The sequence below is a fragment of the Nocardia sp. NPDC005745 genome (genome assembly GCF_040630775.1).
In the GTDB taxonomy this organism is placed as follows: Bacteria; Actinomycetota; Actinomycetes; order Mycobacteriales; family Mycobacteriaceae; genus Nocardia.
The window spans coordinates 74,522-89,746 of sequence record NZ_JBEXYF010000031.1; the positions used below are offsets into that span (position 1 = coordinate 74,522).

Here is a 15,225-nt window from a genome sequence, read left to right on the forward strand (position 1 = left end):
CTCACGCTTGCCGAAAGCCATGAGCCGCATGGATTCCCCTGCTCGGAACACACGTCGCGATGCACGCGCGCTCGGTATGTGTTCGGCACCACATCGGTTACGGATGGGTAGCGGAAATCAAGCCGCCTGGATCCGAACGGCGGATGCGCGTATGGCCCGCTTGCCGCTACCGTTAGCCTGGTTGCGTGGACGTACGCGCGGAGGCCAGGTCGAAGCACCGTGTGGACCCTGCGTTGGAGTTGCAGGACGACCCACAGGAGCTCATGCCGCGACGCCGGCCGACGCAGGAACGCAGCAAACGAAAGTTCGACGCTTTGCTCCAGGCGTCCAGGGAGCTGCTCGTCGAGGTCGGGTTCGAATCGTTCACCTGCGAAGAGGTGGCGGCCAGGGCGGAGGTGCCGATCGGCACGCTGTATCAGTTCTTCGCCAACAAGTACGTCATCGTCTGTGAGCTCAATCGCCAAGACCTGGTTGCGGTTTCCCAGGAACTGGCCGATTTCCACGGCGAGATCCCGTCGTTGGACTGGCTGCGGCACATGAACCAGTTCGTCGACCACCTGGCCAACCTCTGGATGACCGACCCGTCCCGCCGGGAAGTGTGGCTGGCCATGCAGTCCACCCCGTCCACCCGGGCCACGGGCGCGATCCACGAGAAGCAGTTCGCCGAGGTCGTGTCGCAGATGCTGCGGCCGCTCACCCCGCGCACCCCGCGGGTACGGCGCACCATGATGGCCGAAGTGCTGGTGCACGTGGTCTATTCGATGCTCAATTTCTCGGTGCAGGACGAGCAGAGCAGCGCGGAAGCGGTCGCCGAACTCAAACGGCTGATGGTCGCCTACCTGCTCGTCGCGGAGAAGGAGTCGCGCACCGGCAGCGAGCGATGACGGTGGTCCCGGCGGGAACCGGGACCACCGTGCGGCTCACCCGGCGCTCTCGCGGCCCTCGATGAGGTCGGCCAGCTCACCCGGGTCCTCGAGCACCACCATCGCGGCGGCGGTGTCGCCGTCGTGGGTCAGCGACAGATGCACCCGCACCCTGGGCAGGAATTCGGCGGCCAGGCCGTGCAGTTTGATGCTCGGCCTGCCCCACGCGTCGTTGACCACCTCGATCAGCGGATACGGGTTGTCCCCGATCTGCGGGCGGCGGGCGAACCGGGACGATGCCCAGGCTTTGAGCACCGCCTCTTTCGCCGCCCACCGCGCCGCGTAGCTGCGCGCCGGGTCGGTCCCTTTGCTCTGGCAGTAGCGCCGCTCTCCCGCGGTGAAACTTTCCCTGAGCATGGTCGTTCCGGCGCGTTCGAGCTGTTCGGAGAACTCGGAGATGGTCACCAAGTCCAAGCCGATACCGAGGATCGTCATAGGCGGGCAGCCTACGACGTACTCGGCGAGCCCGCGCACGGACCCGGCGCGGCGAGTTGCCCCGCCGCGCTTCCGGTTACGCGCATCCGATGCCCTTCGCGCGGTAGGAGCCGTCCTGCGCCAGGCGCGCCTCCGGCGAGAGCAGCACGTCGGCCTCCAGCTGACGAGCCCGCTTGGCGGGGGTGCCGTCGCCGCCGAGCCTGCGATCCGCGGGACGCTCGTACAGCGGCGCGCCGCCGCACATCGCCTCCACGAACCGCTGCCTGCCCGCCAGCTGACGCTCCTGCGCCCTGCGCTGGTACTCCTCGCGCCGTCCCGGCTCGATGGCCTGGATGAACGCCTCCGGGTGCACGACCGCCAGCAGGCCGTTCACGTGGCCGAAGCCGAGGGAGGTGAGCAGACCGGCCTTGAGCGGAAGGCGATCGCCGAGCCGCAGCGGCTCGCGCAGCCACACCAGGTGCGGGTAGGCGAACATCTTCTCGTCGACGCAGTCCAGGCTGCGGTTCGGCGGGATGACGCCCTGCTCCAGCACCTGGCACAGGCCGATGAGCTGGAAGGCGGCCGCGCCGCCCTTCGCGTGCCCGGTGAGGGTCTTCTGCGAGACGACGAACAGCGGAGCGCCGTCCGAGCGTCCGATGGCCGTCGCGAGGCGCTCGTGCAGCTCCGACTCGTTCGGGTCGTTGGCAGCCGTCGAGGTGTCGTGCTTGGACACCACCGCGATCTCGTCCGGCGTCACGCCGAGCTTGCGGAGCTCGGTCGCCAGCCTGGACTCCGCCCCGCCACGACCGGCGCCCAGCGCGCCCAGACCAGGGGCCGGGATCGAGGTGTGCACGCCGTCCGCGAAGGACTGCGCGTAAGCCACCACGCCGAGCACCGGCAGACCCATCTCCAGCGCGACGCTGCCGCGCGCCAGCAGGACCGTTCCCCCGCCCTGCGATTCGACGAACCCGCCGCGGCGGCGATCGTTGGCGCGGGAGAAGTACCGGTCGCTGATGCCCTTGGCGCTCATGGCCGCCGAATCCGCGGTGGCCGACATGTCGCCGAAGCCGACGATGCCCTCGATGCCGAGGTCGTCGTAACCGCCCGCCACGACCAGATCGGCCTTGCCGAGCCGGATCTTGTCGACGCCCTCCTCGACCGACACCGCCGCGGTGGCGCAGGCCGCCACCGGGTGCACCATCGCGCCGTAGCTGCCGACGTAGGACTGCACCACGTGCGCCAGCGCCACGTTCGGCAGCGCCTCCTGCAGGATGTCGTTCGCGCGCGACTCACCGAGCAGGTTGTCGATGTACAGCGAGCGCATCGAGGACATGCCACCCATGCCGGTGCCCTGGGTGTTGGCGACCAGCGAGGGATGCACCCAGCTCATCAGCTCGGCGGGACTGAACCCGGAGCCGATGAACGCGTCCACCGTGCAGACGATGTTCCACAGCGCCACCCGGTCCACCGACGCGGCCATATCGGGCGAGATACCCCAGACGGTGGGGTCCCAGCCGGTCGGGATCTGGCCGCCGACGGTGCGCGAGAGCTTGGCCCGGCGCGGCACCCGGATCTCGGTGCCCGCCTGGCGCGTCACGGTCCAGTCACCCGAGTCGGCGACCGGCGTGATCACCGTGTGCTCCGGATCGGCGGCGTAGAAGGCGCGGGCCTCGGCCTCGCCGCCCACCGTGAACGACAGGTCCTGGTCGAGGAACACCGAGGTCATCAGCGGCGCCGAGTTGTCGGTCATGGCGCCGTCGTCCTCGTAGCGGCGCACACCGCAGCGGGCGACGACGGCGTCGTGGTAACGCTCGGCCAGTTCGTGCTCGGGCACGTAGTCGCCGGACTCGGCGTCGTACCAGCCCGGCTTCGGCTCGTTCTCCCAGATGACCATGCCGGTGGTCCAGGCCAGCTCCAGCACGCCCGCCGCCGACAGCTCGTCGGAGACCTCCATCTCGAAGCGAGTGCGCGCCGAACCGTACGGGCCGAGTTCGCCCGCACCGACGATGACCACCATGTCGGCCAGGTCCGTGGCCACCTCGCTCCACTCCGGCACCGGCAGCGCGGAGGTCACGGTCGGCGGCGCGGGCAGCGCGGCGATGGTGCGGCCCGCGTCGGCGTCGGTCTCCGCTTCCGCCTGCTCCGCGGCCTGCTTGGCCAGCGCGGGCAGGTCCAGCTTGGCCCGGGCGAGTCCGCCGGTCAGGTCGATCTGCTGCGGGCCGGTCGCGGTCACCTGACGGGCCCGGGAGGTGCACCACTTGAGCAGCTCGTCGGCCATCTCGGTGGTGGACCAGGTCTGCACGCCTGCCTTCTCGACCGCCTCGACCATCGGGTCGTTGTGGCCCATCAGGCCGGTGCCGCGCACCCAGCCGATCAGCGCGTGCACCAGGGTGACCCGGGCCGACCACGACTTCTCGGCCCGCCACTTGGCGACCACCGCGTCCAGCGCCGCCTTCGACTCGCCGTAGGCGCCGTCGCCGCCGAACATGCCGCGGTTGGGCGAACCCGGCAGCACCACATGCAGTTTCGCGTCCACGTCGTAATCGGCGCCCAGTTTGGACAGCCCGCCGATCAGTCGTTCGACCGACCAGAGCAGCACGCGCATTTCCATTTCGGCGCGAGCGCCCGCGTCGGCGAGATCACCGGCCACCCGCGGCGCCGCGAACGGCAGCAGCAGGGTGGGCGTCATCGCGTCCTTGATCTTGATCTTCGCGCCGCCCGCGCTGTCGACCTGCTCGGTGCCGATCCAGTCGATCAAAGCGTCGACGTCCTGGTAGGACGCCATGTTCGCGGGCACCACCCACAGGGCCGCGCCGTGGCGGGCGTTGTCCCGGTACAGCTTCCGGTAGAAGCCGAGGCGTTCGTCGTTCAGCGCCGAGGTGGTCACCACCACCGTGGCGCCACCGCTGAGCAGCCTGCCGGTCACCGCCGCGGCGATGGATCCCTTGCTGGCGCCGGTGATCACCGCGATGTCCGAGGACCACAGTCCGGGCTCTTCGGTGCTCAGCGCCGCCTCGGCGATGCGCTCGTACACGCCCGCGAGCACCGAGCGCGCCTCGTGCATCGCCCGCTGCCGCCACCAGTTCGCCTGCGCCGCTACGGCTTCGCCCGCGCCGATGAACCCGGTGACCGGTCCGTTCGCGCTGCCCGAGTCGTCGGCCAGCCACAGCCGGGCCAGATCCTCACGCGCCGTGGCCCACCGGTCGTCCAGCAGCACCGCCTTGCGGGCGTCGAACGCGGGCGCGACCAGGCGCGGCCAGTCCGCACCGAGTTCGGCCGACACCAGGTCGACCAGGGAGTCATCGGACGCTTCCGGAGCGGAGACCCGCTCGGACAGTCCGAGCTGTTCGAGCACCACGCGCGCGGCCGTGGCCAGCACACCGTCACGCCCGGTGATCTGCTCGGTGAACTCGCCCAGCGCCGCGGCGTCGACGGTCGCGCCGCCACCGCCGCCCGCCGATGGCAGCGACACCGCGACACCGCGGCGAGCCGCGACCGCCTGCACGGCGGCGTCGATGGCCGCGTCGACCGAGGCGGCGTCGCCCAGCGCGCCGGAGACCAGCCCGCCCAGATCACCGCCGCGCACGCTGGTGCCTTCCCTGGTGCCCAGCGACACCTCGGCGGTCACGTGGCTGGCCCACCCGTCACCGAGTTCCCAGACCTTCGTGACCCGATCCGCGATGGCGGCCGGACGCTTGCCGGACGGACCGAACACCTTGCGCAGATGATCGCCGATGGCATCGGTGAGCACCGTGCCGAAGGGACGGTAGGTACGGGCGAGCCGCTCCACCGTCGCCGACAGCGCGCCCATGTCTGCGTCGGCGGCGCCGTCGATCGCGCCGAGCGAGAGCTCGGAGCCGAGGTCGACCAGCAGCTGGTTGCGCCGGGAGGAGACACCGTCGCACAGGCCCTCGATGGTGTCCACCGGGCCGATCTGGTCCAGCCGCAGCTTGGTCCACAGCGCGATCAGCACGCGGGTGGCGTCGGCGGCGGTGAACGCGATGTCGTCCGGACGCGGACCGCCCGAGCTCGGGGCGGGCGCCGCCACGGGAGCGGCGGCGACGGCCGCTGCCGGAGCCGCGGTGGCCGCAGGCTCCTCTACGGGCTCGTCGACCGGCGCGGGGTCGGTGTCGGTCGCGTAGACGATCGCGGCCTCGCGCTCGATGTTGAGCACCTCGACCGTGGCGTCGCCGAACGCGGGCAGCTTCAGCGTCTGGGAGGCCAGGTTGGCCACCGTCGGCGTGGCGCCGAGACCGATCTCGACGAACCGCTCGACGCCCAGGCCGCCCTGCGCGGGATCGGTGAACAGCAGGTCCTGCGTCTCGATCCAGCGCACCGGGCTGGCGAACTGCCAGGCCAGCAACTCGACCAGTACCACGCGGCACAGCTCGGTCGGCCGGGCCGCCCAGCTGTCGAAGTCGGCCAGCACGGCGGTGAGCGGCTCGGACGGCACCAGGTCGGCGATCTCCTGGACGAACGCCCGCTCCAGCGAGAACAGCCTGGGTACCAGGTTCGGGATGTAGCGGCCGACCAGGACCTCCGGGCGCAGGTCCACCGGAAGCAGCTGCTCGAGCTTCTGCCGGAATTCCGGAACGCCCTTGCGCAGCACCGTCGAGTGGAACGGCACGTCGATGCCGGGGACCAGGATGAACGCCCGCTTGCCGCCGAATTCGGCACGGCGGCGGTCGATCTCCTCCTCCAGCGCGTTCAACCCGGCCACCGTGCCCGCGATCGCGTACTGCGACCCGCGCAGGTTCAGGTTGACCACCTCGAGGAACTCCCCGACCCGCTCGCCGACTTCCTGGACGAAGCCGACGACCTCCGCGTCGGGCAGCCCGATCTGCGAGGGCCGGATCGCGGCCATCCGGTAGTCGCTGCGGCCCTGCGCGTCACGCGGCACCAGCTCGTGCATCGCGGAACCGCGCTGGAACACCACCTCGAGCACCGCCTCCAAGGGGAGCACCCCGGCGACGGCGGCGAGCGCGTTGTACTCGCCGACGGAGTGACCCGCGAGCAGCGCATCCTCGACGAACGCGCCGGCCTCACGCAGTTCCGCCACCTGGGCGACACCGAGGGTCGCCATGGCGACCTGGGTGAACTGGGTCAGGTGCAGCACGCCGTCGGGATGCCGGTGCTCGACGCCCCGCGCCTTGAGGTAGGTCGGGTTGTCGCGCACCACGGCCAGGATCGAGAAGCCGAGCGCGGCACGGGTGTGCTTGTCCGCGCGCTCCCAGATCTCCTTGGCCGCCTTCGACCGGGAGCGGGCGTCGAGCCCCATCCCCTTGCGCTGGATGCCCTGACCGGGGAAGGCGTATACGGTCTTCGGCGCCGCGGTGCGACCGGTCGCGGTCATCACCAGTTCGCCTTCGGTCCGGCAGGAGACCTCGACGATCTCGCTGCCCGCGTCGACCGCGACGCGCTCGACGCGCACATCGATCTGCGCGCCGGGGCGGACCATGCCCAGGAACCGGGTGGTCCACGCGGTCAGCCTCCGCGCCGGCGTCGAAGCGGCCGGATCGACCGCCGACACGACGTGCTGCGCGGCGGCCGACAGCCACATGCCGTGCACGATCGGGCTGCCGAGTCCGGCGAGCTTCGCGGCGGAATCGCTGGTGTGGATCGGGTTGTGGTCACCGGAGACGGCGGCGAAGGCGTGCATGGTGCGCGGCGCCACGATCGTGACGTCGCGGCGACGCCTGCGCGGGGTGTCGGTGGCCGCGTCGGACACCGTGCCCGCCGCGCGCGGCGGATCGGTCAGTTCGCCCGCGCCGTTGCGCCCGCGGATCGCGAAACGCTCGGTGAGGGTGGCCAGCACCGGCATCGACATCCCGGTCTCGGGCTTGTCCAGCATGGCGGTGATCCGCACGTGCACTTCGACGACGCGGCCGAGGTCGGTGTCCAGGGTCTCCCCGGCCTCCGCGCGCACCGCCAGCACACTGGTCTCGGCGGGCAGCTCACCGGCGAGGTGCACCTGGTGGTCCAAGTGGACCAGGTCCAGCATGCCCTCGATGACGCTCTCGCCCTTCGCGGTGCGGGTCGCGCCCAGCACCGCGAACACGGCGGGCCAGCAGGCGCCGACCAGCACGTCCGGCACGGTACGGCCGAGCGTGCTCAGCGTGGCGGGCAGGCCGGAACCGGTGACGCCGGCGTGGTCGGCGATCAGATCCGGTATCCAGGCCAGGTTCACATGCGCGACCTTGCCCTTGACCTCCGGAAGATCCTGGCCCGCGGCGACCGCGAGCAGCGCGGCCATGGCCTCGTGGGCGTCGGCCTCGGTGACCACCGGGGCGCCGCCGTTGTAGACCGAGGTCGGCACCGTGATCCGGATGCGCACGGCGTTGCCCGCCAGCAGCGGGACGGTCAGCTCCAGATAGCTGTTCTCCGGCTCGGGACCGGTGGTCTCGGCGAGTGTCGCGCCGCTGGGCGGATGCACCGCGCCCTTCCCGTCGACGACCCATTCGGACAGGTCGCCGAGCCGGTGTACCGGGCTGATCGTGGTGCGCCCGGCCCACTGGACGTCCGGGGCGGCCAGCACGGCGTCGATCGGGCCGCTGGTGACGCCCGCCGTGCGGCGCGCGTCCACCGCGGCGGGCGTCACGCCCGCACGCACCAGCGAGTACGCGGTGTCCTGTTCGAAGCGGTCGAGCAGCTCGCCGACCGGCTCGTCGACCCGGGTGATGCCCGCGACCGCGACGGTGCCGGGAATGACGCACACCTGATCGGCCGAGTAGCGCGGATCGTGCGCCTGCCACAGCGAATCCGAGCGCCACCAGCGGCGCACGTCGGCGTCGACGACCGGCACGAAGTTCACCGGCTTGCCCGGCGTCTTGCACAACGCGATGAAGAACGGGATGTCGGCCGGGTGCAGCAGGGTCTGCGCCGTCGCGGGGTAGGCGTCCTTCAGGGTGCACAGCGCCGCGACCGGGTCTTCGAAATCCTCGTCGGCGGCGAACAGCGTCGCGATCTCGCCGCGGTCGGCCGGATGCAGCCGGGCCTCGGTGCGGCGCATCATCTCCGCGAACCGTTCGCGCCAGGTGATGTCCAGCCACACCGAGCTGGTGGCCTCCGCGATCGCGTCGCCCAGGTCGCTGCCGCAGTCGAAGTCCTTGCGGCGGTCCAGCCCGACCGCGAGCTCGACGTAGCGCTCCAGCCAGTCCTGGTAGGTCATGGTGGTCAGATCGCCGAAGTACGGCTTGGCGGTGGCGTTCAGCGCCGCGATGATCTCCGCGCGGCGCGCGGCGACCGCGTCGGCGTCGCCCGCGACCTCGTCCAGCAGTCGGCCGGTGCGTGAGGCGGCGTTGTCGATCTCGTGGATGTCGGCGCCCAATTGGCTACGGCCCGAAGCCATTCCGCCGGACGCGGTGCCCGCGCCGACCCAGTCGGGGGTGCCTGGGGTGTCCACCAGCAGTTGCTTGACCTCCGGCGCGGTGGTGGCCTCCAGCGTGGCCATCGCCGCCGTGCCGACCAGCACGCCGTCCATCGGCATCACCGGATAGCCGTGCCGTACCGCCCACTGGCCGGTGAGGTACTCCGTCGCGCGCTCGGGGGTTCCGATGCCACCGCCGACGCACACCACCACGTTCGCGCGATTGCGCAGCTCGGCGTAGGTGTCCAGCAGCAGGTCGTCCAGGTCTTCCCAGGAGTGGTGGCCACCGGCCTTACCACCCTCGATGTGCATGATCACCGGGTAGTCCGGCACCTCGTCGGCGATCCGCAGCACGGCCCGGATCTGGGCGACGGTACCCGGCTTGAACGCGACGTGCGGGATGCCGACCTCGGTGAGCTCCTGGATCAGCGCGACGGCTTCCTCCAGCTCGGGGATGCCCGCGGTCACGATGACGCCGTCGAACGGGGCGCCTGCCGAGCGGGCCCGCTGCACCAGCCGCTTGCCGCCCAGCTGGAGCTTCCACAGGTAGGGATCGAGGAACAAGGAATTGAACTGCACCGAGCGACCCGGGTGCAGCAGCTTCTTCAGCTCGGTCACCCGGTCGGCGAAGATCTGCTCGGTCACCTGTCCACCGCCGGCCAGCTCCGCCCAGTGGCCCGCGTTCGCCGCGGCCGCGACGATCTTCGCGTCGACCGTGGTCGGGGTCATGCCCGCCAGCAGGATCGGCGAGCGCCCGGTCAGCTTGGTGAAGGCGGTCTCGACCACGATGCGCCCGTTGGGCAGCCGCACCGGGCGCGGCGCATACGCCGACCACGCGGTGGCAGGCTCCGGCGCTGCCCCCGGCGTGAGCAGGCTGCGCTGTCCGGCGCGGGTGGCGGCCGCGACCATGCCGAGGCCGGTGCCCTTCAACGTGCCCGATGTGACGCGGGACAGCAGATCACCCGGGCCCAGGTCCAGAATCCATTGCGCGCCCGCGGAGATCACGCCCTCGACGACCTCCACCCAGTCGATCGGATCGACCAGGATCTGCCGCGCCAACCGGCCCGCCAGTTCGGCATCCAAGCCGCACTGGGTGGCCCAGCTGCTCACCAGTTCGACGGTGTCGGACAGCGCCGGGTGGTGGAACGCCACGTCGACGGCCACGTCCTCGAAGACCGGAGCGAACACCGAGCCGCCGCGCACCTTGGCGTCGCGCTCACGGGCCTGCTCGTCGTGCATCTGCGCGCACCGCTGGCGCACCCGCTCCAACTGCGCGGGGGGACCGGAGAGCACCGCGCGCCGACGTCCGTTGCGGATCGAGACCACCACGGTCGCGGCGGGATCCGCTCCCTCGCACACCTCGGCCACCACGGCGCGCAACTGCTCGGGATCGACATTCGACACCGCCACCATCGGCGAGCGCTCGCCCACCGGCATCAGCCCGCGCCGCCGCGCCACCAAACCCGCCGCGGCGCCGATCATCTGGGCCACCGCGAGCAGTTCCGCGTCACGGGCGCCACCGGCTTCGACCGCCGCGGCGGCGAGCAGGCCCTGCGAGTGCCCGACGATCGCGACCGGCGCGTGCTGCGCCGGATCGAGACCTTGCAATCGCAGCGCGCGCACGGCCGCCACCTGGGTCAGCATCACGCCGGGCATCGACACGGCGGCCGAACGCAGCACATGCTCGGACGGAGCCGCGGAGGTCTCCCCTTCGTCGGTGTCGGCCAGCTCGTTCTCGAGCATCCAGCCGATCGGGTCGAAGCCGACCGGACGCACCACCAGCAACTGCGCGGCCACCGGTTCGAGCAGCGTGGCCGCCTCGTTGACCAGCGCGGTCAGCTCCGGCTCCAGCGCGCTGTCGCGCCCGATCTCCTCCAGCTCGCTCAACCACTGCGCACCCTGCCCACCGAAGGCGAGCGCGTACGGCACGCCGTCGAGGAGACGATCCAGCAGCGGCGACCGCGCCCCGCCCGACGCGGCCTTCCCGGCGGGGGCTACCGCCTTCGTGCTCTGTCCGGACTCGGTCTTGGTGCTCTCGTTGATCGTCAAGACGCTTCGACTTCCTTCTCCATGCGACATGCCTCGGCGACACGCCGGTCCCTACCGGTTCACGAGTGATCGCGGTTGATCGGCCTGATAAGGGCGAGAATGGCACAAAATCATGAGGAAATCCTCACGTTTGGCCTCGCGCGCAGGCGCTACTTCGGAGTATTCATGTACTTACGTACCAGAATAGTGGTGAACATGACTCCGCCTCATATTTGAACCCGCTGGTCCATCGGGTTACCAACGCGTACGAAACATGAGCGCCCCTCATGTTGGGCTTGTCCAAATCGTTATAATCCCAGGTAAGGTTACTGACGAGTACGCCACACCCTCCCAATGCTTCGTAATGGGCGAAACGCCCGGTAGAGTTTGGACGGTCGTACCATCAAGCGCGAGTGGCGAAATTGGCAGACGCGCCAGATTTAGGTTCTGGTGTCCACGGACGTAGGGGTTCAAGTCCCCTCTCGCGCACAGATTCCCGTCAGTCGTGACACTTTCCCGAGCCGCGTGTTGGAGTGCACTCGCACACACGGAGGCCACCAGTGGAAACACGCTCTGAACTGCACCGATTCCTGGCACATCTGCCGGATTGCGACACATCTGCCGCCTGCGAAAAGTTTGCTGACAGGGGTGGTCGGCGGTGATCGCGCCGGTCATCCCGCCGCAGTCGCCGTTGCAGGAACTTGTTTACAGACCGCTGGTCACGAACCGCGTGGTCCGTCCCGCCGCTGACGATCTCGTCTACGGACTCTGCTGTGTCGGGGACGGAGACGGAATCCTCGACAAGATCACCTTCACCGCGCTGGGCCGGCGTCCGGGCATCGTCTGAAGCTGAGCTGTCTGAATGCCGGGGTGCTGCCGGCCCGCCCGGTTCCCGAGGGTGGCATCGCCATGACCGAGGGCGGGTACTTCCGCGTTCCGTATCGCCTGCGGCGCCGAGTGAGTCTGTCGATCGGTCAGCGGGCCCTGCTGATCGGCCACCGTCCCGCCGCGTGCTGCTGATCCATCCGCCGCCGCGCTCGATGAGTTGCGCGCCGCAAGCCTGCGGCTGCTGAAAGCGGGGGCGTGATGACCGCCGGCCCCGCCCATCGGGCAGGACGATCTCATTCCGAGATATCCGCTTTCCCAACCGTTTTCGCCCACTTGTCGCGGATCGCGCCAGCGACGTAATAGGCTTCGTTCCGCCTTCAGGAGACGGATGCGCGCCACCGTCGGGGGACGATGTCTGCGATCGTTCTGTTACGTCTTGTAGCCGAAAGCGCGGAGGAACGTCGCGATCGCGTTCTGGGTGACTTCGCGCAATTCGGATTCGGATACTCTTCGTGCCCCCATGCGGGTACGGGCTTCGAGTGGTGCGGTGAGCAGGGCGGCGAGGTGTTCGGCGGCGATGGCGGGATCTGCGCCGACATCGAGCTTGCCGGCCAGAGCGAGTTTGGCCAGTCGCGCGGACAATGCGTCGTCGACTCGGTCGGAGGCGTTGTTTTTGACGATATCGAGCAGGTCCGGCATGTTCGGCATGTTCGCGTGTAGCAGTCGTCGCAGCGCCACGGAGCGTTCGTCGCAGTAGCACTCGGCGAGCCTGAGCCCGGTCTCGGTCAGCAGCGTGCTGAGGTCACCATCCTGGTCCAGGACTTCGACCGCGGAGAGATTGCGGGTCAGCGCCTGCGAGGACAGGTTGGCGATCACCTCACGGAAAAGGGTCTCCTTATCGCCGAAGTGGTTGTAGATCGTGTGCTTGGCGACCCGGGCCTGCACGGCGATGGTATCGACGCCCGCCTGGTGGTAGCCGTCCCTGGAGAAGATGGTGAATGCGGCGTCCAGGATCGCCTGCCGCTTGTCGATCCGCCCGGTCGGGCGCTGCGGCTTCGGTGGGGGCACGAGGCAACTCTAGCGAATGCACTGACGAGTGTTCTAATATGCACTTACCAGTGCAATGTTGGAGGGGCGATGATCATCAATCTGCTGCGGTTCAGCTTCAAGCCCGGCGTCACCGAGCAAGAGCAGGAACATGTGCTCGCCGCCATGCGACGCACCGCGTCGGTCGAGTCGACGGTGTTCTCGACCATCGGGCCTGACCTCGGAGACCCGGCGGAGGGCTTCACCCATGCGTATCTGACGGCGATTCCTGATTTGGACGCGCTGGAGCGTTATATGCACGATCCGGTGCATATAGAGGGCGACAAGTACATCCTGCCGCGTTTGGCCAAGCAGTACGCGGTGCGATTCTCCGACGAATCGAATCCTGAACTGCCCGAGAAGATCTATGCGATCTACAAGCGCAAGGTCGAGATGTACCCGGAGTGGGGCAGCGAGGTGGAGGCCTTGTTCGCCGCCGCAGGGACCGCGCCCGCTCCGTCGAGCACACCCGTGGGCGAGAACGGCTGACAAGGATCTCCCGGCCGGGCGTGATGAACGCCGAGTCCGATCCGGTCAGCTCGAAGAACCGGTACAACTCCTCGCGGCTGATCTCCGGGAACTCCCGCAGTCCGCCGACTCCTCGTCCGCGAATACCCGCGCCGCCACGAACCCCGACCTCCAGGGCTTCATCCGCGGGATGTAGATCTGGACCGGTTCGTAGTCCTCGTCACCCCGGGCGCTTCCGGAACGGAGTCAATCCGTGGTGGGTCGATCCCGGTATTGGCTCACGAGGTGCTGGTAGAAGCTGTTCTCTGGCGACTCCAGCGAGATGCCCCACAGGCCGACGGTGACCTTCCGGCCGACTACCACCGAGTGTCCGTCCTCATCGATGCCGAGATCCTCGACGATCGCTGGCACCAGTTCGTCCAGCTCGTCATCGGTCACATAGACGGCGAGACGGCATTCAACTGGGACGCGCGCCGGGTCGTACGCCTCGCCCCACGCGCGCTGAGCGAACTCATCGACCGCGGTGACCGGTCCGAAGCTGGTAAAGCATGGGATACGGTTCACCCCGCGGATCCGATGGGTGCTCTCCTCGAGCGCCGGCGCGACCGGGTGGATTCCCTCGCCGTCGAGGGCGCCCGGGCCCGGTCGCATCCGGCAGCCCGAGTCCTACCGCGAACTCCCACACTTGGCGTTCGTCGTCGTCCACGTACAACCTTCCTGCTATTTCTTCGATGAGCTCTCGACGGGGCAGTTCTTGACCTTTCGCCCCTTGGGTGCAGCCGCTTGCGCCTTGTTCCAGGCGTCCTCCTCAGCGGCGCCCTTGGTCTTTCCGGTCTAGTCCGTGCGAGGTGAGTCGTGACGGTGAAAATTGACATCACCGGCGCCGGTTTACGGACTGCCGCAGATCGCCGAGAGCCACGATCTAGGCTCCGCATCATGCTCGGTGCTCTCGGATTCCTCTGTCCGCGCTGTTCGGCCTTCGCTATCGGCTCATGAGGGACGCGCGAGTGCCGTTGCCCCCTGGAACGCCGGAAAGCCTGAGCCGCCGGGCCCAGTGCTTCGTCGAAACGCACGGGATACGTCTTCCCTGCCTGGATATCCGCCCCTATCGGGACGTATGGCTCGAGCACGGAATACCCGCTGCGGAGATCGACCGGGTCGTGGCCTTCCAAGAGGTGTGGGGCGGCATCGCCCTGCCCCCTGCTCCTGCGTACGAGGGCGGCCCGCGTGTTCTCGAAGCCGACATCCCCGAGGGCTCGGCTGCGGATGGGTGGCGCTTTCCAGCCGGTGACTGCCGCGTATCCATGGCCTACGGATTCATGATCGGGCCCGGAGGCGAATTCGGAATCGACGCCGACCATTGGACACCTCTGCACGCCAGCACGCAGGGATGGGTAGAAGCCCTGGCACTGGCCCACCACGCCGGCCGCTGGGCCCGGATCGTCACGAGAATCAAGGGCGACGCTGTCGAAGAGGTGGATCTCGACGGATTCGAGCCCGTACCCGAGGTTCAGGGACTCACCGATACCTGGTGGCGGGGCAAGGACTCGCTCATCGCCATCTACCGCGGTGAAGCCGTCGGCTACACCGCCCCCCACTGCCAGGAGGCGCGCATCTACAGCGGACTCGACGCATGGGGCCTCAGCGGCCACTAGCCCCCGGGATCACGACGCCGGAATTCACCGATACAAAGATCTCCAGTTCCCGACCGACGTCAACATCCACCGATGAGTGACATCACAGATGGCCGAGAGAACCACCCGTCCGCCAGGGGCCTCGATCGCAGGGTTTTGTATGCGGTGATGGTGAGACCGATCCAGGTGAGCAGCGATTCGTTGGGAACCGTCTGCGGCGGTATCCCGATGTGCTGGGGCGGGTTCAGGCGATGGCGGAGGGCGGATGAAAAAATCGTTGAACGATGGAACCGATCGGGGTGCTTCGACGTCCGACCGACCGAGGCGGGGCCAATATTGCGAGTGGGCTGGGAGGCCGGGGTGAGTGGGACGGAATGGGAGATGTTCTGCTCGGAGGTGTTTGCCATCGCCGAGCGTTACGCCATCCAGACGTTTTCGAATCCCGGCACCCTGGTGCTCTCCAGCGGATCCTCGTCCA

General features: G+C 69.0%; 8 protein-coding genes and 1 tRNA gene. 5 read left to right on the forward strand and 4 right to left on the reverse strand.

Features of this window, described 5'->3' with window-relative positions; translation table 11 throughout:
- Window positions 1-263: 263 nt before the first annotated feature.
- Window positions 264-884 (forward strand): TetR/AcrR family transcriptional regulator, encoded by a 621-nt coding sequence (locus ABZ420_RS27370; protein ID WP_227954938.1) that lies wholly within the window; start codon window positions 264-266, stop codon window positions 882-884.
- A 36-nt stretch (window positions 885-920) separates the two neighbouring features.
- Here ABZ420_RS27370 and ABZ420_RS27375 read toward each other — a convergent pair whose 3' ends face one another.
- Both ABZ420_RS27375 and ABZ420_RS27380 read right to left on the reverse strand, forming a co-directional pair.
- Window positions 921-1,358 (reverse strand): holo-ACP synthase, encoded by a 438-nt coding sequence (locus ABZ420_RS27375; RefSeq protein WP_357128342.1) that lies wholly within the window; start codon window positions 1,356-1,358, stop codon window positions 921-923.
- Window positions 1,359-1,434: 76 nt separating this feature from the next.
- The gene (locus ABZ420_RS27380; protein WP_357128344.1) at window positions 1,435-10,752 is read right to left on the reverse strand and encodes a fatty acid synthase subunit beta domain-containing protein; all 9,318 of its coding nucleotides are present in this window, start codon (window positions 10,750-10,752) and stop codon (window positions 1,435-1,437) included.
- 386 nt (window positions 10,753-11,138) lie between these two features.
- Between ABZ420_RS27380 and ABZ420_RS27385 the strand changes: the two genes are divergently transcribed.
- Both ABZ420_RS27385 and ABZ420_RS27390 read left to right on the forward strand, forming a co-directional pair.
- A tRNA-Leu gene (locus ABZ420_RS27385) sits at window positions 11,139-11,220 on the forward strand.
- Between the two features lie 169 nt (window positions 11,221-11,389).
- Complete coding sequence (locus tag ABZ420_RS27390; protein WP_357128348.1) at window positions 11,390-11,578, forward strand: hypothetical protein; 189 nt, start codon at window positions 11,390-11,392, stop codon at window positions 11,576-11,578.
- Window positions 11,579-11,988: 410 nt separating this feature from the next.
- On the opposite strand, the gene ABZ420_RS27395 is transcribed toward ABZ420_RS27390, so the two are convergent.
- A complete protein-coding gene (locus ABZ420_RS27395; protein WP_357128351.1) occupies window positions 11,989-12,627 on the reverse strand; it encodes a TetR/AcrR family transcriptional regulator in 639 nt (212 codons plus the stop codon).
- Window positions 12,628-12,696: 69 nt separating this feature from the next.
- Here ABZ420_RS27395 and ABZ420_RS27400 point away from each other — a divergent pair, with 69 nt between their 5' ends.
- Window positions 12,697-13,134, forward strand: coding sequence for a Dabb family protein (locus tag ABZ420_RS27400; RefSeq protein ID WP_357128354.1), 438 nt, complete (start codon window positions 12,697-12,699; stop codon window positions 13,132-13,134).
- Between the two features lie 225 nt (window positions 13,135-13,359).
- Here ABZ420_RS27400 and ABZ420_RS27405 read toward each other — a convergent pair whose 3' ends face one another.
- Window positions 13,360-13,677 carry a hypothetical protein gene (locus tag ABZ420_RS27405; RefSeq protein WP_357128357.1) on the reverse strand — a complete coding sequence of 106 codons (318 nt, stop codon included), beginning with the start codon at window positions 13,675-13,677 and terminating at the stop codon, window positions 13,360-13,362.
- Between the two features lie 428 nt (window positions 13,678-14,105).
- Between ABZ420_RS27405 and ABZ420_RS27410 the strand changes: the two genes are divergently transcribed.
- A complete protein-coding gene (locus ABZ420_RS27410) occupies window positions 14,106-14,768 on the forward strand; it encodes a hypothetical protein (protein WP_357128359.1) in 663 nt (220 codons plus the stop codon).
- Window positions 14,769-15,225: the final 457 nt, after the last annotated feature.

Excerpts from the sequence above, each read along its gene's own strand:
- ABZ420_RS27370 (WP_227954938.1), top strand. The coding sequence starts at position 264 with ATGCCGCGACGCCGGCCGACGCAGGAACGCAGCAAACGAAAGTTCGAC.
- ABZ420_RS27375 (WP_357128342.1), bottom strand. The coding sequence starts at position 1,358 with ATGACGATCCTCGGTATCGGCTTGGACTTGGTGACCATCTCCGAGTTC.
- ABZ420_RS27400 (WP_357128354.1), top strand. The coding sequence starts at position 12,697 with ATGATCATCAATCTGCTGCGGTTCAGCTTCAAGCCCGGCGTCACCGAG.
- ABZ420_RS27410 (WP_357128359.1), top strand. The coding sequence starts at position 14,106 with ATGAGGGACGCGCGAGTGCCGTTGCCCCCTGGAACGCCGGAAAGCCTG.